Below are 21,462 nucleotides of genomic sequence, written 5' to 3'. Positions count from 1 at the left end.
TTGCTTATTGGGCTGTCGTGACGATGTTGCGCAACAGACCGATGCCGGGAATCTCGGCCTCGACCACGTCACCGGGCTTGAGAAACTTGCCGGAACCCTGCCCCGTGCCGGCCGGCGAGCCGGTGAACATGACATCGCCGCTCTCGAAACGCGAGCGCTCGTCCACGAACTTCACCAGTTCCGCGACATCCCAGGTCATCTCGGCCGTGTCGCCGTCCTGGCGAATTTCCCCATTCACGCGCAGCAGCAGGCGCAGCGACAGCTTTCCCTCGCGCGCAAACTCATCGCGCGTCACGATCCACGGGCCGAGGCCCGTGGTCTGGTCACCGCTCTTGGCCGCAAACAGATCCATTCCGACACCGGGCGGTCCGCTGCGCTGCAGATCGCGCGAGCTCACGTCGTTGCCCACGGTGTATCCCAGCACGCTGGAGATGGGGTCATCGCGGTTGACCGTGTCGCCGATCACGGCCACCAGTTCCACCTCGTGATCCAGCTCCTGCGTCAGGGGCGGGTAGCGCAATGCGTCGTTCGCCCCGATGAGCGCGCCATGGGCCTTCAGGAAGGCGATAGGCTGGCTGTGGCTCTTGATGCCGAAGTCGGCCGCGAGATGCTTGGCGTAGTTGGCCCCAGCGACCACCACCCGGTTGGTCTTCTCGATGGGTGGCAGAAGCCGCACCGAGTCGAGCGCACGCACGGCGCCACGGAAGCGCAGCGCAGCCTCCCCCTCGCCGCGCGTGATAGCCGGACCCCAATCAGAGACCCCGCCCTCGATCGGGCGCAGTTCGTCGCGTTCGGTATCGACCAGCGCCCAGAACGGGGCACCGCCATCGGTGCAGCGTGCGAGCTTCATGCAGCGACTCTGGCAGCAGGTTGGACGGCGGGCTTGCCCAGCTTGGCAGGATCCAGGTGCAGCAGCTCGCACGCATTCTTCCAGCGAATCTTCTGCAGATCGTCGTCCGACAGGCGCAGGCCATCGGTCAGGTCGTGGCGAACGGCGTCGCTGCCGCCGAAGTTACTGCCATACAGAACGCGATCGGCACCAATGATGTCAATCAGTGCCTGGCGCATCGGCACTTCGTGCAATTCGACGTCGAACCAGAAGTTCTTCAGATACTCCTCGACCGGCTTCTTGTTGAACGCCACGTCGAGATTGCGGTTGGTCTGGGCCAGGCGGCCGAGCTGGTACGGGATGTACCCGCCGCCATGGGTGATGTAGACCTTGAGATTGGGGAAGCGATCCAGAACGCCGCCATTGATCAGATACCAAAAGAAGCGCGTCTCGTCGTAGTTCATGCCGACGATGGCCGTGGTTTCGTACTGGTCATGGTCGGCCTGCATGCCCCAGGTGACCGATTGGTTGTAGCCGTGGATGAAGATCGGCAGATCGAGGTCGCACATCGTTTTCCAGACGACGTCGAGCTGCGGCGAATCCGCCTCCAACCCGCCGAAGTTCGCGCCGCCGGCCACCAGGCCCTTCGCGCCGAGTTCGGTGCAGGCGCGGCGGATTTCCTTGGCTGCGTCGTGCGGCGCATTCAGCGGCGCATGGGCCCAGAACATCAAGCGATCCGGCGCGGCCGAGCAGTAGTCGGCAAGGATATCGTTGACCTTGGTGGCGAAGCGCACCGAGAACTCGGGGTCGGCCCAGTACATGTAGCAGTGCGAAGGCACCGACAGCACCTGCGCATTCTGCCCTGCGGCATCCATGCCATTGAGGCGGTTCTTCGGATCCGCCCAACGGGCCATGTATTCCTCGACGCTCGGTCCCTTCCCGGCACGAACCGCTGCCTTGCGTTCGGGCGAGCCCAGGCGCAGCACCCAATGGCCAACGCGAAGCTTGACGTCGCCATCCGGGTGCCGCTCAAAGAACGGCCCCCAAAACGGATGCTGGTTGTAGTACCCCGGTAGCGGGGCATGGGCGTGGAGGTCGATCAGCATGATGATTCTTTCAGGTTCGGGCACGGCCCCAAGGGCCGGTGCAGATGTCGTTCGCGTGCTACTGAAGCAGTGACAGCCGCCAGAAATCCGGCATGCGTTTGCACTGCGTCAATGCGATATTAATCAAAAACAGAGATTCTGTTCAAGTTATCGCAAACACTGAGGCGACGACACAGCCGCTACAGGCACCCTGAAGACTGTCTTGCATGGAGCTCTTTATGTACAAACACCTACTCGTCGCCCTGGACGACACCCCGCTGGGAATGGCAACCGTCACCCAGTCGGTCAGCTTTGCGCGGGCACTGGGGGCCCGGATCACCTTTTTCCACGCGGCCCCCGATCTGGCCGCCACCGGCGAAGGCTCCATGCTGCATTCGCTCGACCGCCAAGCCTTCACCGCCGAAAGCGACATGCCCCGACATGCGGTGCTGCTCAAGGCGGCCACGGCCGCGAGGATCGGCGGCGTCGAATGCTCGACGGATGCGCTCGTCAGCGACCATCCGGCCCAGGCCATTCTCGAAGCGGCGCAACGGCACGCCTGCGATCTGCTCTTCGTGAGTTCCCACGGCCGCGTGCCTGGCTTGCGGGGTTGGCTGCACAGCAGCGTGACCCGCCAGCTGCTGCAAATCGCCAACCTTCCCGTGCATGTGGCCAGCATCGAGTCGAATGACGAGCAGGCCGACGCGAACCGCGCGCTCGCCATCGTGGCGGGAGAACATCGTTCCATCGCTGCGGTACTCACCGGCCTGCAGCAATTGGATCGCGCAGGGCGTATCGATGGCACGATTCCCGACGTGGCGCTGATGCGGCAAATGGCTGACTACCTGCGCCAGTTTCCGACGAGGCTGCACCACCCCAAGGAAGAGGCCTTCATCTTCCGCCTGCTCCGGCAGCGCACGAGCGAACACAATGCAGTGCTGGACGAACTGGAACGGCAGCATGTGCTGGAAAACACCTTGATCGATGCCTTGTTCACCACCCTCGCCCGTCACGGGCATGGAGATGCAGACGCCGCGGAAGCAGTCACCGCTGCCGTCCAGCGCCTGAGCGGCGCGGTCTGGGAGCACATGTCCCTGGAGGAGACCGTCATTTTCCCGGCTGCACGCCGGCATCTGACCAGCGCCGACTGGTCAGTTGTCTACAAAGCCTTTTCCGCGCACCACGACCCCCTTTTCAGCCACTCCCCCGAGATGCCGATGAGGCAATTGTTCGCGCGCATCGCTACCGCCCTGCAATAGGGTGACGGGTGCATGCCACTGCCGCAGGAGACAATTCACCGCCTAGCGCGGGGGGGTGCACCTGTGGCCAGGGCCTCCACCATTCGGCCAATGCGCCGGGGCAACGTCTTGCGATCAGCATCCCCCGGCACCAGTTGCTCGCTCAACACATAGCGGATCAGGAGTTCGCATACCAGTTCCCGATCCACCTTGACGCCAAAACGAGCCTCCCAGGCATCGAAAACAGAGCCGAGAACGTCCTGGAACCGGACCACCGAGTCGTGGAAGATGCGGCGAAAGAAACCAAGGGCGTATTCCGGTGCGGCGACCAGCAACCGGCGCGCGCGGCCATGCTCCAAGTAGTGGTCCAGGTAGCGAATCAACGCGTCGAAGCGCTCGTCGGGGTCCTGGTAGGGTTGGACGGCCTCTGCCAAGGTGACATGGAACTGCTCGCGTTTGTGACGGGCAAACGCATCCAGCAGTTCATCCTGAGACGCGAAATAGCGATAGAACGTGCCGCGGGAAATACCCGCCTCGCGGCAGACATCGAGTATCGAGATCCGCTCGGCGCCAGATTTCAGCACGATGTTCTCGGTGACCATCAGGATGTTCGCAATCGTTTGCTCGGAACGCCGGTTGCTGCGCCCACGGCGTACGCCAACCGGCCCTGTCTCTGCGGCCACCGGGCTCTTCTTCTCCACCATGGCGACAGCCGCCGCAGGTTTCTGCACAACAGGCGCCGCAACGCCACGATCCACCACCCTGCGACGGGGCTTGCCAACCGCTTTCGATGCGACTGCGGCTTGCTTGTTCGTGCTCTTGAGGGTCATTTCCATGCTTTCTGAGGTTCAGTGAGAGATTCGGCGCTTGGCGATGCGGCCAAGGGTTTACCAGCACGCGCGGTGAAAAATCTAAATATAGAATTCTCATCTTTATCTAGAATTTTTTGCATCCTTGGGTGTGGCTTGGAGCGTTTTGCATGGCAGGAATCGGCAATCCCGACACGTGGTCCCTCGGTCAACAAGATACGGTCATTGCGGCGCTCGAACGCGCGGTAGCCAAACATTCCGACCGGGTGTTGCTCGACTTCTCGGGTGAACTCCATACCTACGGCGAAGTGGATCGCCAGTCGACCCGTTTGGCCCATGCGTTCGCGGCGCTGGGCGTGCAACCCGGCCAGACGGTCGTGACGATGCTCGACAACAACATCGATGCCGTGCTGTGCTGGTTCGCCATCAATAAGCTCTGCGCCGTCAGCGTACCCATCAACACCGCGCTCAAGGGTGAATTCCTGCGCCACCAGATTGCCGATGCTGGCGCGGCGCTCGTGGTCTGCGAGGCTGCGTATGCCGAACGCATCGCGGCGGTTTCGGACGGGTTGCCGGACGTGCAGCAGGTCCTGACCCGGGGAACGCCCGGCGACAGGCAGTGCGGCACCCTGCCCCTGGCCTCGCTCGACGAACACCGCGGCAGCGATGACAGCGCGTTCGAGCGCAAACCCCAGCCCTGGGAACTGGCCTGCCTCATCTACACCTCGGGCACGACCGGACCGTCCAAGGGCTGCATGATCAGCTACAACTACATGTGCAATCTGGCGCGTCTGCAACTGCGCGCCGGGCCGGCCAACGAAAACGACGTCACGATCACGCCCCTGCCGCTGTTCCACATGAACGCCATGTGCGTGGGCGTGCTGGCATCGATTCTGGTCGGCGCCCGCGTCGCTTTCGTTCCGCGTTTTTCGGTGTCGAACTTCTGGCCCGAAGTGGAGCGCAGCGGTGCCACCATCGCCTCCATCCTGGGCAGCATGGGGGCGATGCTGGCCAACGCGCCGGATACCGAGGCCGGGCGGCGCTGCAAGGGGCAGATCCATACAGTGCGGGGCAATCCGTTCACGGAGGAAGTCAAATCCATCTGGCGCGAACGCTTCGGCGCGAAACAGGTGGGCGGCAACGGCTATGGCCTCACCGAAGCGGCAGTGATCACTTCGCTGGCCGGTGGCGAGTATGCCGCACCCGGTTCGTCTGGAAAGCGCATTCCCGATTTCGACGTGCGCATCGTGGACGACCTCGACCGGGAAGTGCCGACCGGGACTTCTGGCGAAATCGTGGTGCGGCCGCTGCGCCCGGACATCATGTTCATGGGCTACTGGCGCAGGCCGGAAGACACGCTGAAGATCATGCGCAACCTCTGGCTGCACACCGGGGATATTGGCAAGTTCGACGAGCAAGGCTTTTTCTATTTCGTTGATCGCAAGAAAGACTACCTGCGCAGACGCGGCGAAAACATCTCCAGCTTCGAGATGGAGGCTGCCTTCGCCCGCCACCCGGCCCTGGCCGAAGTCGCCGTGCACGCCGTCCCGTCCGACAAGGGGGAAGACGACGTCAAGGTGACCGCCATGCTGCGCCCTGGCATGGCGCTGGCGCCCGAGGATCTTTTCCAGTGGGCCATCGACGCCGTCCCCTACTACGCCCTGCCGCGTTACATCGAATTCCGCGACAGCCTTCCCAAGAACCCCCAGGGGCGGGTTCTGAAGTATGAACTGCGCGACCAAGGTTGCACACCGGCCACCTGGGACCAGGAAACCAGCGGCATACAGGTCACCAAGCGCTGAAGCCTGTCTCCGGTGCATCAGTATTCGCGCACCGGCACATGGGCCGGGCGCGAGTTGTAGCCTGGCAAATGCAGCCCACCGTCCACGTGCATGGTGATTCCAGTCACGAACCGCGCCATCTCCGAGCCCAGAAAGACGGCCACTGGCCCGATATCCAGTTCCGGATCACCCGAGCGACCCATGGGCCGGGCGGCGGCCGAGCGCTCGGCGAAACCGGGGATTTCGGCGGCCAGCTTATGGAATGTCGCCCCCATGGCTGTCGGTGCAATGGCGTTGCAAGTGATGTTGAACCGGCCCCATTCGGCCGCCGCGCTGCGCGTCAGTCCGACGACACCGGATTTGCCCGTGTTGTAGTCGGCATGCTGCCAGGCTCCGATGTCCACGTCGATCGACGTGAAATTGATGATGCGCCCACCACCGCGCGCACGCATGTGCGGCAAGGCAGCGCGCATGGCCCACCAGGACGCCCAGACGGTAGATGTCAGCGTACGCTCCAGCATCGCATCCGTCTTGTCCTCCAGCAACACGTTCTCGGATGGGACGAAGGCATTGTTGATGAGAATGTCGAGCCCGCCAAAGCTATCCGCTGCGGCCTGAATAGCGGCTTCCACGCTGTCCTTGCGGAGCACGTCGGTGGGCACGAACAGGGCGCGCGCGCCCATCTGCTGGAGTTCGGCCTCGGCCTCGGCGCCGGTCACGGGATCGAGCTCGGCAATCAGTACCGCAGCGCCTTCTCGCGCATAGCAGCGTGCAATGCCGCGTCCGATACCACCGCCCGCTCCGGTGATCAGCGCCACCTTGTCTTTCAGCAAGCCCATTGAATCTCCTTATATTAGACAGAATTCTTTTTATCGTACACTTTAAGACACTTCGTGTCAGCCGGAAAAATCAGGCTTCGCGCGTTGCCAGCCGACGGCAGAGGCCCCGAAAGAAAGTACCCATGCCTGTATTCCGACGCCGCATTCTGATCGCAACCGATCCCGTGGAAGCCGGCTTTCGCTGCCGGGCCGCGCTGGAGGATGACTTCCATCATTTCCGGGTCGAACTCGTCGTCCGGGATGGGCTCATCGCCTTCGTGCGTGGCGAAGCTCCTCGCCACCCTTACAGCCTGTGTCCTTCGGCGGCTGGCCAACTCCAACAGCTGGTCGGCACTCCCCCTGCGACAAGCGCTCACGGCGTGATGCGCCAAGTCGATCCCAGCGAGCAATGCACCCACATGCTGGAACTCAGCGGCCTGGCCGCGGCCGCCGCGTCCCGGGCCCTGCCGCGACGCCGTTATGACATCGAGGTGCCACTGAGAATCGAAGGACGCACATACGCGACCCTCGATCGCGACGGCATCCGGCTGCTGGCCTGGGATATCCAGGACCTGGACATCGTAGGGCCTCCCCCTTACGAAGGCATCGGGTTGCGCCAGGGCATGGCGCGCTGGGCGTTTGCCCACCTGACCGAAGACATGGCCGAAGCAGCACTGGTATTGCGGCGATGTGCCGTGATTTCCATGGGGAAGAATCGTCCCCTCGATGCACAGCGCCATGCCAGAACGACCGGGGCCTGCTATGCGCAGCAGCCTGGAAGAGCCCCTCTGGCTTTGCGCCAAGTGGGCTCGACCTGGAATTTCACGTGGCAGCCCGGCCAGCTATGCCGCGATGACCAGGAATGGCTCGCGTTCAAGGCTTGAAGGCAAGCGCGAGGTCAAAGGAAGATGGCCAGATTCGGCGTACCCAGCACGGCCTGGTCCAGCAGGATCTCGCGCTTGGCCAGCTTGAACCCCTCGCCATCAGCCCGCAGGATGTCCCTGCGTTCCGCGCTGATCAGGTCGTATTCATCGAAGTTGAACCGGCTGCGCGTCACTAGCAGATAGCTGCGCACACTGTATTCCTGGGGCTTGTCCGTCTCTTCGACCAGAACGTTGGTCACGAGTCGGCGCGTGCGCGATGGTGGATCTTCCGCCCAGGCGCTCTTGGTGCCGGTAAGGCGCACGATGCGCCCCATCACGGAGCGCCAATCGTCGTGGTAGTGCTGCATGGTGCGCACCACCGATGCCGCCTGCTGGTTGACCGGCCGTGTTTCCCTCAAGGGAGCGGAGTAGATCAGGTCTTGCGCGAGCAGGGCGCCCCATTCCTTGAGGCGGATTTCGTCAAGCAGGCGCGCCTCGACGTACAGAAATTGAAGGATCTGGTTGTAAACCGGCGATCCGATAGGCACCAGGGCGCCTTGGGCTTCACTCATGGGAGTCTCCGAGATTGGATGGTATCGAGTTGCAAGGAAGGATCAGACCGCGTCGCCCATGAGCTGGCGCCAGTACAACCACCAGTGCCACTGCGTGTCGTCCTTGGTGAAGCCTTCGTTGACGATGCCCGGGCCGGGCCAGCCTTTGGGCGCCCCGGTTTCATAGACAGCCTGGTACTTCAGGGTCATCTTCTTGCCCTGCGCGCCCTTGGCGGCCAGGGTCATGTGCGGCCAGGTGTCGGAGTCGTCCTGCTCCACCATGCCTGATGTGCCAAACAGCTGGATGGTCTGCCTGAGCATCTTGTCGCGCAACTCCTGCGGGGCGTCCTTTTCCGCAAAGATCCAGTTCACGAACTCCAGCTTGTCGGGCCCCTTCGGGACGTAGGCATGCATGGTCATCGAGCCGACCACCGAGCCATCGGCCTGTGGGATGTAGACGAAGCCAAACAGCACGTTCGGGAAGATGCCGCCGACCTGCGGCGGCATGCTGGTCTGCACATGCAGCTGTTCGGGCGTGAGGTTGCGCTTGAGCTGCTCGACCATCTCCTTCGTCATGCCGGCTGGCGGGAGCGCATTGAGCTTTTCGTCCACGCTCAGCACGTCGGGATCGAGCCCGGTCATGCGGCGAATCTTCCGCCCCAGGTCGATGCATCGCAACGCGTGCCCGTGCGGCGAACTGACTTCCACCCCGTACATCTCTGGGCTCAGGTCGCCACCGCTGCCCTCCCCTTCGCCCTTCTTGGAATAGTTGCCGACCTCGCCAAGCCAGCGGTGCAGGGTCAGCGTGTGGTAGCCGTCGGCGGCAGACTGCTCCCCTGCTGCCTTCCAGTTGGCACGCACCGTGAAGCGCTGCGGCGGCCCCAGCACTTCCATGCCTTTGTCGGTGCGCTTGAAAAGGATGTCGTAGTACCACTTGGCGTCGCCAAGGAATTCCTCGAACGAGGGGCCATCGATGTTCCAGGTTGCAAAGATCAGCCCGCCATACAAGGTGACCCGGGCCTTCTTCAACCCCAGTTCCTCCTTGCTCATCATCTTGCCGTGCATCGTCTCCTTCTCGACCGGCGCGCCGAGAAAGGCTCCGTTCGGACGGAAAGCCCAGCCATGGTAGATGCAGGTGTGGATCTGCGTGTTGCCCGCATCCAGGGTCGAAACCCGCATGCCCCGGTGCGTGCACAGGTTGAGAAGCACGTGAACCTCGCCCGACTTATCGCGCGTGACCAGCACCGAGTCGGAACCCATGTCGCGAGTGACGAAGTCCCCCGAGTTGGGAATCTCGGACTCATGGCCGAGGAAAACCCAGATCTTGCCGAAGATCCGCTCCATCTCCAGCTCGTAGAGCTCGGGGTCCGAGAGCGCGCGCATCTGCACCTCCCGTGTGTTCACATTGACCAGATCAACGACCTTGGTTCCATCGGAAAGCGTGGGGGGGGTGGGGCTTAGCATGCGTGTCTCCTTCATCTGTTTGGGCAGCTGTGGGGACGAAATATAAACAACCTAGCAAAGTCTGTACATATAAAGCCCGTTCCAGTGGCCCAAATGCCGCCAAAAACCAGGGTTAACACTAGGTTCGCGCATACCCTCCCAGCCTGGCATCCGCGCCATCCTTCTGGTTCGTGCCGAATTCCGATCAGGCCTTGAGAGAAGCGGTGATCTTGGCATGTGGCCCCGCCACCTGGCTTGCCCAGGCGTCCGGCATCTGGTCGAAGCGATACCCGACATGGTCAAAGGTGATGCGATGCTCGTGCGCCATCCGCAGGAGCCGGCGCCAGGTGGCCTCGCGATCGCTGGCCGAGCGCTGCCCCGTACCCACGCAACTGAGCGTGCGGAACAGCAGGTCGGCGATATCGAGCTTCACTTCGCGCCCGCCCCCCGTGCCGACGGTGAGGATGCGCGCGCCCCAGCGCGTGGCCTTCAGCGCCGCGAGCATGGGCGCACCGCATACGCCGTCGAGAACCACGTCGAACCCCTCGCCCGCCACGGCCTTCAGGGCCACGGCATCGTCGGTGCCGCCCAGGGCCACCACCGCGTCGGCCAGGCCCCGCGCGCGCAAGCGCTCCAGGGCGGCCGCATCGCGGGCCGCCCCCACCACACGGCCAGCGCCCAGAATGCGCGCGAGCTGCAGGGCGAGCTGCCCGAGCGTTCCCGTGGCCCCCAAGATCAGCACGGTTTCGCCAGGCTGGATGCGGGCCTGTTCCAGCGGCAGCAGTGCGCCGGTGCCCGCGATGCCCATGGTGATGGCCAGCGCATCGTCGACATCGTCGGGAACGTCCCACACCTCTTCGGTAGGTACCAAGGTGCGTTCGGCCCAGGCCCCGAAGGGCGCCACCGAGCGCTCGCCGAAATAGACCCGGCGCCCGTCCGGGGCGTGGCCTACCCCCTCGCCCCGAATCACGCACGGGAATTGCACGCCCAGGCGGTAGGCCCCCAGAACATCCCAGCCTCCCAGCCCCGCGGTATCGACCTTGATCAAGGTCGCGCCCTCGCGAGCCTGTGGTTCGGGAAAGTCCTGCAGAACCGGCGGCAGTCCGCGCTCGGCAATCACGGCCGCCCGCATCATGCAGCCCCCAGATCGTAGAGATGGCTCATCTGATGCTCCCAAAGGCTACAGCGCGGTCTCTGCGTCCGCATCAGCGAACATCTTGTTGATGTCGCCCGAGGTCACCGACTTGCCCGTCTGCCGCACCGGCTTGGCCCCCCCCATGCCCAGCATCGGTTCGACACTCACGTGCTTGGCCTGCGCCCGCAGCGCTCCCACGGTGCAGTTCTCGCGTCCCAGGATGGAGAACGGGTCGTAGGAGAACTCGCGCATGGCGTTGAGGTGGCCGATCTTGTCGATCTGCGCGTCCGTCAGGTGCCGGGTCTGCGCATGGAAGATCTCCGGCGAACCCGGCCAGGTGCAGTCGGAGTGCGGGTAGTCGCACTCCCAGGTCACCTTGTCTTCGCCGATGTCGGCCAGATTGCGCAAGCCGAACTCGTCTTCGATGAAGCAGGTGATGATGTGCTGCCTGAAGACGTCGCTGGGCTTGCCGCCGCCGAAGTCCGTCATGGTCCACTCGTGATGGTGCCGGTAGGTGAAGTCGGCACGCTCCAGCAGGTATGGAATCCATCCGATGCTGCCCTCGGAGAGGGCCATGCGCAGATTGGGGTACTTCTTCCACATGGGGGCCCATATCCAGTCGGCGGCCGAGTTGGCGATCGAGATCGGCATCGAGGTGATCCAGGCATCGATCGGCGTGAGGTCCGAGGCATGCTCGGCCTTGACGCCGGTGCCGATGTGGCAGCAGATCACCACGTCATTGTCCGCGCAAGCCTTCCACACCGGATCCCAATGGTCGGAGTGGATCGAGGGGAACCCATGCAGCGCGGGGTTGTCCGAGAGGGAGATCGCGTGAACCCCCAGCTTGGCCATGCGGCGGATCTCCTGGGCAGCCAGTTCACCATCCCACCATGGAATCAGGCTCAGCGGAATGAACCGCCCCGGCGCTGCATTGCACCAGTCGTGCAGGTGCCAGTCGTTGTAGGCCTGGATGGCGGCGAACGAAACCTCCCGCGCATCCCTGTACTGCTGGAAGCGCTGCCCCGCGAAACCGGGAAAGGTCGGGAAGCAGATGGAGCCCAGCACACCATTGGCGTTCATATCGTCCACCCGGGCCTTGATGTCCCACGTCCCGCGGCGCATGTGCTCGTAGCCCAAAGGCTCCATGCCGTATTCGTCCTTGGGGCGCCCCACCACGGAGTTCAGGCCCATGTAGCCTGTCGCGCGGTCTTCGAAGACCCAGACGTCACGGCCCCTGCTTTGAACCACCTTGGGCTGGCGGCCCTTGAATTTGGCTGGCATGTGGCGATCAAAAGCCCCGCGCGGCTCGATCGCGTGGTCGTCAACGCTGACAAGAATGAGGTCGTCGAGTTTCATGATGGACTCCAGATAAAGGAATATGCAAACAAAAGATGAAACCCCGATCGCGCCTGGGACGATCGGGAATCTGCGCCGCGCCGGCCGCGCCGCACATCGCGGCGGGCACGTCCGGCGGGGAATACCGTGCGGCTGATTTGACGGCCTGGGGCTTCAGTCCCAGATCACGGGCACAGAGGACGCGCCGCGCAGCATGCTGCCGGCGATCACGGGCGCGGGGCGATCCGGATCGAGCCGGATGTTGGGGAACAGGTCGAGCACCGCGTTGATGGCGATGGAAAGCTCCATCTTCGCCAGGTACTGGCCGATGCACATGTGCGGGCCGAAGCCGAAGGTGAAGGACGGCTTCTGGCGGCGGTCGATGTCGAAGGTGTCGCTGTTATCGAAGATCTCTTCGTCGCGGTTGGCGGAGGCGACCACGCACTGCACCATCGCATCCCTTGGGATCTGCACGCCCCGGATCTCGACATCGCGAACGGCCTGGCGCACCTTGACGGTGGACACGGGCTCGAAGCGCACCCCCTCGTCGATCAGCTTGGACACCAGGCTGCGATCGTTGCGGACCCGTTCGACCAGGGCGGGACGCTGCAGCAGCAGCGTCATGATTGAGCTGAAGGTCCGGGTGGTGGTTTCGCCGCCGGCGGCCACCATCGAACGCGCGAAGGTCGTGATTTCGTGGTCGTCGAGCTTGCGCCCCTCGAATTCGGCGCGCAGCAGGCGGCACACCAGGTCGTCTCCGGGAGCTCCTTCGGCGCGGCGGCGCTTGACCAGCGCCATCACGGTCTCATACAAGGTGTTGGTGGCCTTCATCGCGCGCTCGCGGGACGCGGCCTCCTCGGCCGGGTCGATCTTCGGGCCAGCCAGCACGGTCAGGCCCATCGCCGCGTACTCGTAGAAATTGCCCAGTTCCTCGTCGGGAAAGCCGATCAATCCGTAGATGACGCGGATCGGGAAGTACAGGCCGAAGTCCAGCAGGTCGGCGCGCTTGTCGGGCACCAGGGGCAGGATGAACTCGTCGCGGATCTGGTGCTCTATCGCGGCGCGCCAGGGCAGCACGGCATCGGGTGCAAACACCGGCTGCAGCAGCCCGCGGGCCTTGCGGTGCGCCTCGCCATCCATGGCCGTGATGACCAGTCCGTCGGCACTGAAAAAGCTGCCGAAGCCCTTGGCCATGAAGCGGCTGTTGAAGGTGGCGGAGTCCTGCAGCACGTTCTTGACGTCGTTGTACTTGAACAGGGTGAAGGTCGGGTGGCCGTGGTTGGCACCGGCATGCGTGGGCACGCCGATGCTGTTCATGAAGTCGCCGGTCGCGACCGGCGACGTCGCGCGCCTGTCGCGGCACACCGCGTACAGGTCGATGTCGGTCCCTCGGTAGTTGGCCGAAAGTGCAGCGAAAGCCTCTTCGAGCTTCTCGGAACGATAGGTGGTTTTCATTTTTTCCTCAAAGGTGGAAGGCGACACCGCAGGTCACAGAAAAATGCCGAGGTTGGGCGTGCCGAGCACGGATTGGTCAATCAGGACCTCGCGCCGCGCCAGTTGCAAGGCGCCGCCCTCCTTGCGCAACACGTCATGGCGGTCGCAGGGGATCAGGTCAAAATAGTCAAAATCGAATCGGTTCCGGGTGAGAAGCATGTAGCTCTGCACCTTGAATTCATTCGGCTTGTCGGTCTTGTAGACGCGCACGTTGCTGACCATCCGGCGCGTGCGCGAGGGAGGGTCTTCGCACCAGGCGCTGCGGGTTTCCGTGATACGGCGCACGCGCAGCATCAACGAGGCATAGTTGTCGTGCATGTGCTGAACGGTTCGAATGGTCGTGCCGTCCTGCATGCGCACAGGGCGTGTCAAGCGCTGCGGGACGTTGTATTCGATGTCCTGCGCCAGCAGCGCGCGCCATTCGTCAAAGCGCAGTTCATCGAGCATCTCCGCCTCGTCAATGAGGAATTCGACGCATTCGTTGTAAAGGGGACTGCCGACAGGCATGCGGTTGCCGCGCACGGTGGATGGCAGAGGTGTGGGTTCGAGCAGGTTGGCAAGCATGGTGATCTCCTGGTGGTGAAGGGTTGGCATCGGCGGCTCAAGACTCGCGAGTCATCAGCTCGTGCCAGTACTGCCAGAAGCTCCAGTTGGTGTCGTCCTTGGTGAAGCCGCTGCCAACATGACCGGGACCCGGCCAGCCGTCAGGCTTGCCGGTCTCATACTTGGCTTGGTATTTGAGCGTGATGTTCTTGCTCATCGCCCCTTTGGAGACGATGGTCTGGTGCGGCCAGGTGTCCGAGTCGTCCTGCTCCACCATGCCGGAAGTGCCCAGGAACTGGCAGGAAATGCGCAGCATCGCGGCCTTCTGCTCGGGCGGCGTATCCTTTTCTGCCAGGATCCAGTTCATGAACATGAACTTATCCGGCCCCATGGGCACATAGGTGTGCAGGGCCATCGCGCCCGTCACCTTGCCATCGGCCGTCGGCAGGTAGATGAACTCGAACAGTCCGTTGGGAAAGAAGTTGCCCACTTGCGGCGGGTTGGAGCTCATGATCTCGATCTGCTCAGGCGAGAGGCGGCTCACCACATCGGGGATCATCTCGGCCGTCAAGCCCGGGGGGGGCAGGACAGTGAGCTTTTCCTGGGCCGAAAGCTCGGCTGGATCCCTGCCTGTGATCCGGTGAACCTTACGGCCCAGATCGATACAACGCATGGTGTGGCCATGGTCAGTCCAGACTTCAACGCCATACATTTCCGGTGTCAGGTCCGCCCCACCTCCTTCGGCATTGGGCTTCTTCGCATAGGGGCCGATCTCACCCAGCCAGCGGTGCAGGGTCAGCGTGTGATAGCCATCGCATGCCCCCTGCTCGGCAGCTGTCTTCCAATTGGCCTTGATGATGAAGCGCTGCGGCGGCCCCAAAACCTCCATGCCACTGGTGGTACGGCACCACATGGTGTCGTAGTAGAACTTTGCGTCTCCCAGGAACTCGTCGAAGGAAGGGCCGTCGAGGTTCCAGGTGGCGAAAATCATGCCGCCGTAGACCGCCACGCGGGCCTTGGTGAGCGAGAGTTGCTCTTTGCTCATCATCTTCCCGTGCATGCACTCCTTGTCGACGGGGGCGCCGATGAAGTCCCCATTGGGCTTGAATGCCCAGCCGTGGTAGATGCACATGTGGGCCTGGGTGTTGCCCACGTCCAGCGTGGAGACCTTCATGCCCCGGTGGGTGCAGACGTTGAGCACCACGTGCACCTGGCCCTCGCGGTCACGCGTGACGAGTACCGAATCCGAACCCATATCCCGCTGGACGAAATCTCCCGAGTTGGGTATTTCCGTTTCATGGGCCAGGAAGACCCAGGTCTTGGCGAAGATCTTTTCCATCTCGAGCTGGTACAGCTCGGCATCGGACAAGACCCGCATCTTCACTTCACGGGTGTCCAGATTGATGAGGTCCGAGATCCTGGTTCCGTCGGACAACACCGGATTGCTACGCGTCAACATTTCATCGTCTCCTTGGGACCGGCACGATTGCCGGCATGGAGACAATTTAGGACAGTTTTTCTATTTGCGTTCAACTTCTAGAGGTTTACCCGAAGCCGAAACGCCTGCCCTGTTGATCTATCGCAAATTACCAGGGGGGGGGATGGCCGTGAAAGGCGCCTTCAAGAAGTCTCCGTTCCCGCCGGATGCAAGGCAACGCCAATCGCCAGCATGATCAAGAGCACCGCGGCCCCGTCTTGCCAATGCAGCGCCTCGTTCAGCCACAGCGCGCCCGACAGCAGCCCGAGCACGGGGATCAGGGAAATGCTGACACTCGCTGCGACTGGCGGCAAGGCGCGGGCCAGGGCGAACCACGCCACGTGGCAAAACCCAAAAATCAACAGTGCGTTGTAGGCGATCGCTGCCCAGACCCGTGGCGAAGGCTGGTTCGCGGGCAGGCCATCGGTGCTCCCCACATACAGCAGAACCGCGACTGTCGTGATCGCCGTCATCCAGAACCCGATCGCGAGCACAGGCACATCCATGGCGCTGCGCCGCAGTTGCTGGGTTCCCAGGGCCCACACCGCGGTTCCGGCCAGCAGGGTGAGCCCGGCCAAGGGAACCCCGCTGAGGCGCGAGAATTCATGCCACAGCAGCAACACCACGCCTGCAGTAGCGCTTCCCACGCCCACCCATTGCGGCCGGGACAGGCGCTGGCGATACAGCAACATGCCCCAGAGCGCCGAAAACACGGGCATGGTGTAGCCGATGATCGCCGCCCGGCCGGAACTCAGGCCCGGCAAAGCCCACATCAGACACAGGTGCCAGGCCACCATGTTGGTGGTTGCCAGCAGCAGCAACTCGCCCCAGTACCGTCGTGGCACCTGCAGGGGCACCCGCAGCAGCTTCAGTCCCACCCACAGGCACGGCAGGCCCAATACCATGGACCAGGCCCGGAACGCCATCGCGGGATAGGCGCCGACGGCTGATTTCATGATGGGCCAATTCACCCCCCAGAACAGGGTGACGAACACGAGCAGCCAGACCTGGCGTCGGCTCAGGACAAAACCCGTCATGCCGCGACGGAGGTATCGAGCTTCAGCAGGCGGCGCGCATTCCCGCTGCGGATCTTGGCCACGTCGGCGTCGGAAAGGCCCAGTCCGGCGGTCAGGTCGCCATTGTCGTAGGCCCCCCCGAAGTTGGTGCCGTAGAGGATCTGATCGGCACCCACCACCTCCACCACGGCGCGGCGCAGCGCCGGATGGTGCACGTCCAGGTCGAACCAGAAGTTGGACAGGTAGTCCATGAACGGGCGCTTGTTGCGTGCGTCGGGCGCCATCGACTTGTTCAGCTCGGCCAGGCGCCCGAGCTGGAACACCGCCATGCCACCGGCGTGGTTGATGTAGGTTTTCAGCGTGGGGAACACGTCCAGCGCGCCGCCGCAGATCAGGTACCAGAAGAATAGGGTTTCATCGACGCAATCGCCCACGATCGAGGTGGTCTCGAAACGGTCTTCCGCATGCTTGTCGCCCCACCATACGGACTGGTTGTAACCATGCACCATCAGTGGCACATCCAGCCGCGTGACAGCCTCCCAAACGGGGAACAATTCCTCGCTGTAGGCCTGCAGGCCCTTGAAATTGGCGCCCCCCACGCAGACCCCCTTGGCCCCGAGTTGCGTGACGGCGCGCTCGATCTCGCGTGCAGCCGCCACCGGATCGGCCAGGTTGGCGTGTGCCCAGAAAGCAAAGTGCGCCGGGTCCTGGGCGCAGTAGGCGGACATCTCGTCGTTGCAGATGCGCGCGTATTCGCTTCCGAAGTCGTCCGCCCAGTACATGAATGCATGCGAGGGCGTGGACACCACTATCTGGTCCACGCCGCGCTGGGCCATCAGTTCGCGGCGCGCGGCATGCGTCATCTTTGCCAGCAGGTTCGCCTCCGCCTGCTGGTCCGAGGCGGCCTTCGATTTTTGCTTGGTTCCCAGCGCGAAGTGCCCGACGGTGAACCCCTGCATCTTCATGAAAGGCCCCCAGAAATCGTGGCGGTTAAGCATTCCAGGAGTCAGCAGGTGTGCGGGGCGTCGATCAGCATAGGTCGTCAGGGTGATGGGACGGGGAATGGCCCCCGGGACAGCCGCCCGGACTTGACATCAGCCGAGCCAGCACAGTCTAATGTTTGAACACTTATTGTCAATGTGTTTCAATTTCAGCAAGAACCTGAGAGACCCGATGCAACCCACCACATACCACCTGCTTGGCCATACCGGTTTGCGCGTCTCGCGCCTGTCCCTGGGTACCATGACCTTTGGCACCGAGAACGGTTGGGGCTGCGATCGGGAGACCGCACGCGCGATGTTCGACACCTACCTGGCATCCGGGGGGAATTTCATCGATTCGGCTGACATCTACACGCAAGGCACCGCCGAGACCTGGCTGGGCGAGTTCATGTCGGAAACGGGTTTGCGCGATCGCGTCGTTCTGGCCACCAAGTACAGCTTCAATCACCAGAACCCGCAAGGCAACCCGAACGCCGCGGGCAACGGCCGCAAGAATCTGATCCGTTCCCTGGATGCCTCGCTGGCGCGGCTGAAGACGGACTATGTGGATCTCTACTACCTCCATGCATGGGATGGCATCACGCCGGCGGAGGAGGTTCTGCGCAGCATGGATCAGTTGGTGCGCGCCGGCAAGATCCGCCACTGGGCGCTCTCGGACGTGCCCGCCTGGTATGCCGCGCGCATCACCACCCTGGCGCAGTACCATGGCCTCGAAGGTCCTTGCGCGGTGCAGCTCGAGTATTCGCTGGTGCAGCGCGGCATCGAGTACGAGTTTCCCGCCATGTGCCAGGAAGTGGGCCTCGGGCTGGTGGCCTGGAGTCCTTTGGGCGGCGGCCTGCTGTCCGGCAAGTACCAGCCCAATGTGGAGGCACAAGCACAGCAGGCTGGGCGCATCAAGGCCACCGCCGCGGTGGCGACACCCGCGCTGAACAAGCTGACGCCGCGCAACTGGGAGATCGTCGCGGCGCTCGAATCCGTCGCCAATGAATTGGGGCAGCCCATGGCCAGGGTGGCCATCAACTGGCTGTCGGGCCGCCCGGCGCTCAGCTCGGTGATCCTGGGCGCCACCCGGCTCGAACAGCTGCAGGACAGCTTGGGCGCGCTGGACTTCGAGTTGCCTTCCGAACTCCGTACCCGGCTTGATCAGGTGAGCGCGTTGCCACCGCTGTTTCCCTACAACTTTCTGAGCGCCATTCAGCCGCGCATGCACGGGGGAGCCAGCGTGTCGCCCCACCCTCCCCACTTTGACGAACCTCCTGCGGCTCGCAGTGGCGGCTGGCGCTGAGCGACAGACCAGCGCCCCTGGAGAACCCGCCCACCTATGGCAAATGTCCGGGGAACTCGCACGAAAGAGCCTCGGAGGAACCGGTGAAAATGGCAGGCATGGCCTCCCGGCCAATCGAAACGGAGACATCCACATGATTTTCTGGACCCGGCGTCGGATGCTTGGCCTCGCGGCCAGTGCACTCCCGACATGGGCAGCTCCTGGCTACGCCCAAACCACCTGGCCCACCAAGCCAGTCTCGATCACGGTGGCATACGCCGGTGGCGGTGCCATCGACGGGCTGATTCGCTACTGCACCGAGCAGATCCAAAAGCGCCATCCCGAGATCGTGTTCGTCATCGAGTACAAGCCTGGCGCAGGCGGCAACATTGCGGCGGACGCTGTCGCCCGCATGAAAGGCGATGGGCATCAGTTCCTGATGACAGGATCCTCGACCCAGGCGGCCAACGTCAGCTTGTACAAAACCCTCCCATTCAATCCGGAAAAGGATTTCGCGCCGATCGCCTCCATGGCCACCGTGCCTTACATCCTGGTGGTCAACCCCGCGCGCGTGCCGGTCAGCACGTTTCAGGAGTTCGTCGCCTTCGTCAAATCCAGGCCGGGCCAGTTGAGCTACGCCAGTTCGGCGATCACCGGAAGGCTCGCTGGCGAGATTCTCAAGCAGCGCCTGGGATTGCAGGCGACCTTCGTGCCGTACAAGACCTTGGCCCAGGTGGTTTCCGACATCATCGGCGGCCATCTTGACTACGCCTTTGGCGACCCTCAGGGCTACCTGCCACATGTGCGCTCCGGCCGCCTGCGTGCAATTGCCGTGACGACGCGCGCGCGCATCGCCGCCGCCAGCGACATTCCTACCCTCGCGGAGTCGGGCGTCGCTGATTTCGACGTCTCCGCGTGGCTGGCTCTCTACGGGAAGGCCGGGATGCCAGCCTTCGCAATCCAACGCTTCAACCAGTTGATCAACGAGGTGCTGGAAGCGCCCGAGGGCCAGGCATTCCTTACCAGCATCGGGCTGCAGCCACTGCTTGGCAAGCCCGACCAGCTTGCCACCCTGCAAAAGCGCGATACGCTGGCCTGGGCACAGGCCATCCGGGCGGCAGGCATCACGATCGAATAGTCCATGCCTGAAATCAGATCCCCGGCCAACGCCAACCCTATGCCTGCGGTCGATCCCGCTTACCTTTGCGAGGGTGCGTTGGGCTTCTGGCAAATTGCCGAGCGGCAGCCCAGCCGCATCGCGATCACGGAATCCAGTGGCGGCTGCAGCACGTTCGGCGAGCTGCGCGACCGCGTCGATCGCCTGTCCCATGCGCTGCGCGGCTGCGGTGCGAAGACCGGCGACGCCGTCGCGGTCTTGTTGCCGAACTCCAGCGACTGGCTGGCGAGCGCGCTGGCCATCTCGCAAATAGGCGCCTACCTGGTGCCTTTGAATTGGCACCTGACGGCCGAAGAATTGGCCTACCTGTTGTCCAACAGCATGAGCCGCGTGCTGATTGCCGATCATCGCTTTGCCTCCACGGCCAGCCAGGCGGCCCGACAGGCGGCACTCCCCGAGCAAGGGCGCCTGGCGGTTGCGGGAGACATACCGGGTTTTCGCGATCTGCAATCCTTGCTGGACGCGCAGCCCGACGCCCCTCTTGGCGACCGGCTGGCAGGCAGCACCATGTTCTATTCCTCCGGCACCACGGGACGCCCCAAGGGAATTCGGCGGCCGCTGACAGGATTGCCCCCCGAAGGGGCATTGGCGCGCACCCTTCCGCTCTATTCGGGCATGTTCGGCCTGCGCGCGGGCAATGGGGCGCACATGGTCTGCACGCCGCTCTACCACGCGGCTCCCGGCTCCCGCGCCATCCAGATGCTGCATCTCGGGCATCGGATCGTGCTGCTGGAAAAATGGGACAGCGAACGCGTGCTCGCCCTGATCGAAAGCGAACGCATCGACAGCGTGCAGCTGGTGCCGATCCTGTTCCACCGCCTGCTGCAACTTCCGCAGGCTATCCGGCAGCGCTACGACCTTTCGAGCCTCAGAACCGTCATTCACGCGGCTGCCCCATGCCCGCCGGAGACCAAGCGCCGGATGATCGAGTGGCTTGGCCCTGTTCTGCACGAGTACTACGCTTGCAGCGAGGGAGGGGGCACCTATGTCGGTAGCGACGACTGGCTGCGGCGCCCCGGGACAGTGGGCCGCAGGTATCCGTTCAGCAAGCTCGCCATCCTGGATGAGGGCGGAGCCGAGCTTCCTGCCGGCGAGCCCGGGTTGATCTACATGAATGATGGCTTCGATTTCGAGTATTTCAACGATCCACAGAAGACCCGTTCCGTCAAGCGCGGTGACCTGTTCACCGCGGGAGACTATGGATACCTCGATGAGGAAGGCTGGCTCTACCTTTGCGACCGCCGCTCCGATCTCATTCTTTCCGGCGGCGTCAACATCTACCCTGCCGAGATCGAGGCCGTTCTCATGCAGCATCCTTTGGTATCCGACGCAGTCGTCGTGGGACTGCCGGATCCCGAATGGGGCCAGAGTGTCTGCGCATTGGTCCAACCCCGCGAGCCGGCCCCATCGCACGCGCTGGAGGCGTTGCGTGCCGAGCTGATGGCGTACTGCAGGCAGCACCTGGCTTCCTTCAAGCGGCCCAGGCACCTCCTCCTCGCGCACGTCCCGCGCACCGATGCCGGCAAAGTCGGCCGCGCTGCAGTCCGGCAAGCGCTGCTGGCGGGAGAACTGCGTCCGCTGGCAGGTGCCGCTCCTGCCTGAC

Annotated in this window: 19 protein-coding genes; 6 read left to right on the top strand and 13 right to left on the bottom strand. The window is 63.4% G+C overall.

The annotated features are described in order from the left end of the window. Window positions 1-4 precede the first annotated feature (4 nt). Together BDD18_RS21310 and BDD18_RS21305 are read right to left on the bottom strand one after the other, a co-directional pair. Entirely contained in the window at window positions 5-850 is an 846-nt protein-coding gene (locus tag BDD18_RS21310) for a fumarylacetoacetate hydrolase family protein (RefSeq protein ID WP_060987171.1), read from the bottom strand. Then, window positions 847-1,935: an amidohydrolase family protein gene (locus tag BDD18_RS21305; protein ID WP_060987172.1), complete on the bottom strand. Its 1,089-nt coding sequence runs from the start codon at window positions 1,933-1,935 to the stop codon at window positions 847-849. The genes BDD18_RS21310 and BDD18_RS21305 overlap by 4 nt, the downstream gene beginning before the upstream one ends. Window positions 1,936-2,153: 218 nt before the next feature. Here BDD18_RS21305 and BDD18_RS21300 point away from each other — a divergent pair, with 218 nt between their 5' ends. Continuing rightward, on the top strand, window positions 2,154-3,173 hold the full coding sequence (locus BDD18_RS21300) for a universal stress protein (RefSeq protein WP_170207445.1): 1,020 nt from the start codon (window positions 2,154-2,156) through the stop codon (window positions 3,171-3,173). Between the two features lie 35 nt (window positions 3,174-3,208). Here the strand turns inward: BDD18_RS21300 and BDD18_RS21295 are convergent, their stop codons facing one another. Then, window positions 3,209-3,982 carry a TetR/AcrR family transcriptional regulator gene (locus tag BDD18_RS21295; protein ID WP_082836424.1) on the bottom strand — a complete coding sequence of 258 codons (774 nt, stop codon included), beginning with the start codon at window positions 3,980-3,982 and terminating at the stop codon, window positions 3,209-3,211. A 149-nt stretch (window positions 3,983-4,131) separates the two neighbouring features. Here BDD18_RS21295 and BDD18_RS21290 point away from each other — a divergent pair, with 149 nt between their 5' ends. Beyond that, window positions 4,132-5,763, top strand: coding sequence for an ATP-dependent acyl-CoA ligase (locus BDD18_RS21290; RefSeq protein ID WP_060987174.1), 1,632 nt, complete (start codon window positions 4,132-4,134; stop codon window positions 5,761-5,763). Between the two features lie 17 nt (window positions 5,764-5,780). On the opposite strand, the gene BDD18_RS21285 is transcribed toward BDD18_RS21290, so the two are convergent. Next, window positions 5,781-6,581: an SDR family NAD(P)-dependent oxidoreductase gene (locus tag BDD18_RS21285; protein WP_060987175.1), complete on the bottom strand. Its 801-nt coding sequence runs from the start codon at window positions 6,579-6,581 to the stop codon at window positions 5,781-5,783. A gap of 122 nt (window positions 6,582-6,703) precedes the next feature. On the opposite strand from BDD18_RS21285, the gene BDD18_RS21280 reads away from it, so the two are divergent. Continuing rightward, window positions 6,704-7,444, top strand: a complete 741-nt coding sequence (locus tag BDD18_RS21280; RefSeq protein ID WP_063460662.1) for a DUF2889 domain-containing protein — start codon at window positions 6,704-6,706, stop codon at window positions 7,442-7,444. A 14-nt stretch (window positions 7,445-7,458) separates the two neighbouring features. Here the strand turns inward: BDD18_RS21280 and BDD18_RS21275 are convergent, their stop codons facing one another. The 9 genes from BDD18_RS21275 to BDD18_RS21235 form a co-directional block, all read right to left on the bottom strand. Then, window positions 7,459-7,995, bottom strand: a complete 537-nt coding sequence (locus tag BDD18_RS21275) for a 3-phenylpropionate/cinnamic acid dioxygenase subunit beta (RefSeq protein WP_063460663.1) — start codon at window positions 7,993-7,995, stop codon at window positions 7,459-7,461. A 42-nt stretch (window positions 7,996-8,037) separates the two neighbouring features. After that, window positions 8,038-9,438: an aromatic ring-hydroxylating dioxygenase subunit alpha gene (locus BDD18_RS21270; RefSeq protein ID WP_063460928.1), complete on the bottom strand. Its 1,401-nt coding sequence runs from the start codon at window positions 9,436-9,438 to the stop codon at window positions 8,038-8,040. Window positions 9,439-9,622: 184 nt separating this feature from the next. Further along, complete coding sequence (locus tag BDD18_RS21265) at window positions 9,623-10,537, bottom strand: quinone oxidoreductase family protein (RefSeq protein WP_242421852.1); 915 nt, start codon at window positions 10,535-10,537, stop codon at window positions 9,623-9,625. 60 nt (window positions 10,538-10,597) lie between these two features. Next, on the bottom strand, window positions 10,598-11,908 hold the full coding sequence (locus BDD18_RS21260) for an amidohydrolase family protein (protein WP_142085798.1): 1,311 nt from the start codon (window positions 11,906-11,908) through the stop codon (window positions 10,598-10,600). Window positions 11,909-12,061: 153 nt separating this feature from the next. Beyond that, window positions 12,062-13,342 (bottom strand): cytochrome P450, encoded by a 1,281-nt coding sequence (locus tag BDD18_RS21255; protein WP_060987181.1) that lies wholly within the window; start codon window positions 13,340-13,342, stop codon window positions 12,062-12,064. A 33-nt stretch (window positions 13,343-13,375) separates the two neighbouring features. After that, window positions 13,376-13,945: an aromatic-ring-hydroxylating dioxygenase subunit beta gene (locus tag BDD18_RS21250; protein ID WP_063460664.1), complete on the bottom strand. Its 570-nt coding sequence runs from the start codon at window positions 13,943-13,945 to the stop codon at window positions 13,376-13,378. Between the two features lie 37 nt (window positions 13,946-13,982). Next, window positions 13,983-15,383 carry an aromatic ring-hydroxylating dioxygenase subunit alpha gene (locus BDD18_RS21245; protein ID WP_063460665.1) on the bottom strand — a complete coding sequence of 467 codons (1,401 nt, stop codon included), beginning with the start codon at window positions 15,381-15,383 and terminating at the stop codon, window positions 13,983-13,985. A 161-nt stretch (window positions 15,384-15,544) separates the two neighbouring features. Beyond that, entirely contained in the window at window positions 15,545-16,438 is an 894-nt protein-coding gene (locus BDD18_RS21240; RefSeq protein WP_063460666.1) for a DMT family transporter, read from the bottom strand. Beyond that, window positions 16,435-17,415 carry an amidohydrolase family protein gene (locus BDD18_RS21235; protein ID WP_142085796.1) on the bottom strand — a complete coding sequence of 327 codons (981 nt, stop codon included), beginning with the start codon at window positions 17,413-17,415 and terminating at the stop codon, window positions 16,435-16,437. Before BDD18_RS21235 ends, BDD18_RS21240 begins: the two co-directional genes overlap by 4 nt. A gap of 175 nt (window positions 17,416-17,590) precedes the next feature. Between BDD18_RS21235 and BDD18_RS21230 the strand changes: the two genes are divergently transcribed. From BDD18_RS21230 to BDD18_RS21220, 3 genes are all read left to right on the top strand, one after another. Continuing rightward, window positions 17,591-18,703, top strand: coding sequence for an aldo/keto reductase (locus BDD18_RS21230; RefSeq protein ID WP_142085794.1), 1,113 nt, complete (start codon window positions 17,591-17,593; stop codon window positions 18,701-18,703). Window positions 18,704-18,836: 133 nt separating this feature from the next. After that, window positions 18,837-19,820, top strand: coding sequence for a Bug family tripartite tricarboxylate transporter substrate binding protein (locus BDD18_RS21225; RefSeq protein ID WP_170207444.1), 984 nt, complete (start codon window positions 18,837-18,839; stop codon window positions 19,818-19,820). A gap of 3 nt (window positions 19,821-19,823) precedes the next feature. Further along, a complete protein-coding gene (locus BDD18_RS21220; protein ID WP_142085790.1) occupies window positions 19,824-21,461 on the top strand; it encodes an AMP-binding protein in 1,638 nt (545 codons plus the stop codon). Window position 21,462 lies beyond the last annotated feature (1 nt).

Source organism: Acidovorax temperans, assembly GCF_006716905.1.
GTDB lineage: Bacteria > Pseudomonadota > Gammaproteobacteria > Burkholderiales > Burkholderiaceae_C > Acidovorax > Acidovorax temperans.
This window is presented reverse-complemented; position numbering and strand designations above follow the sequence as displayed.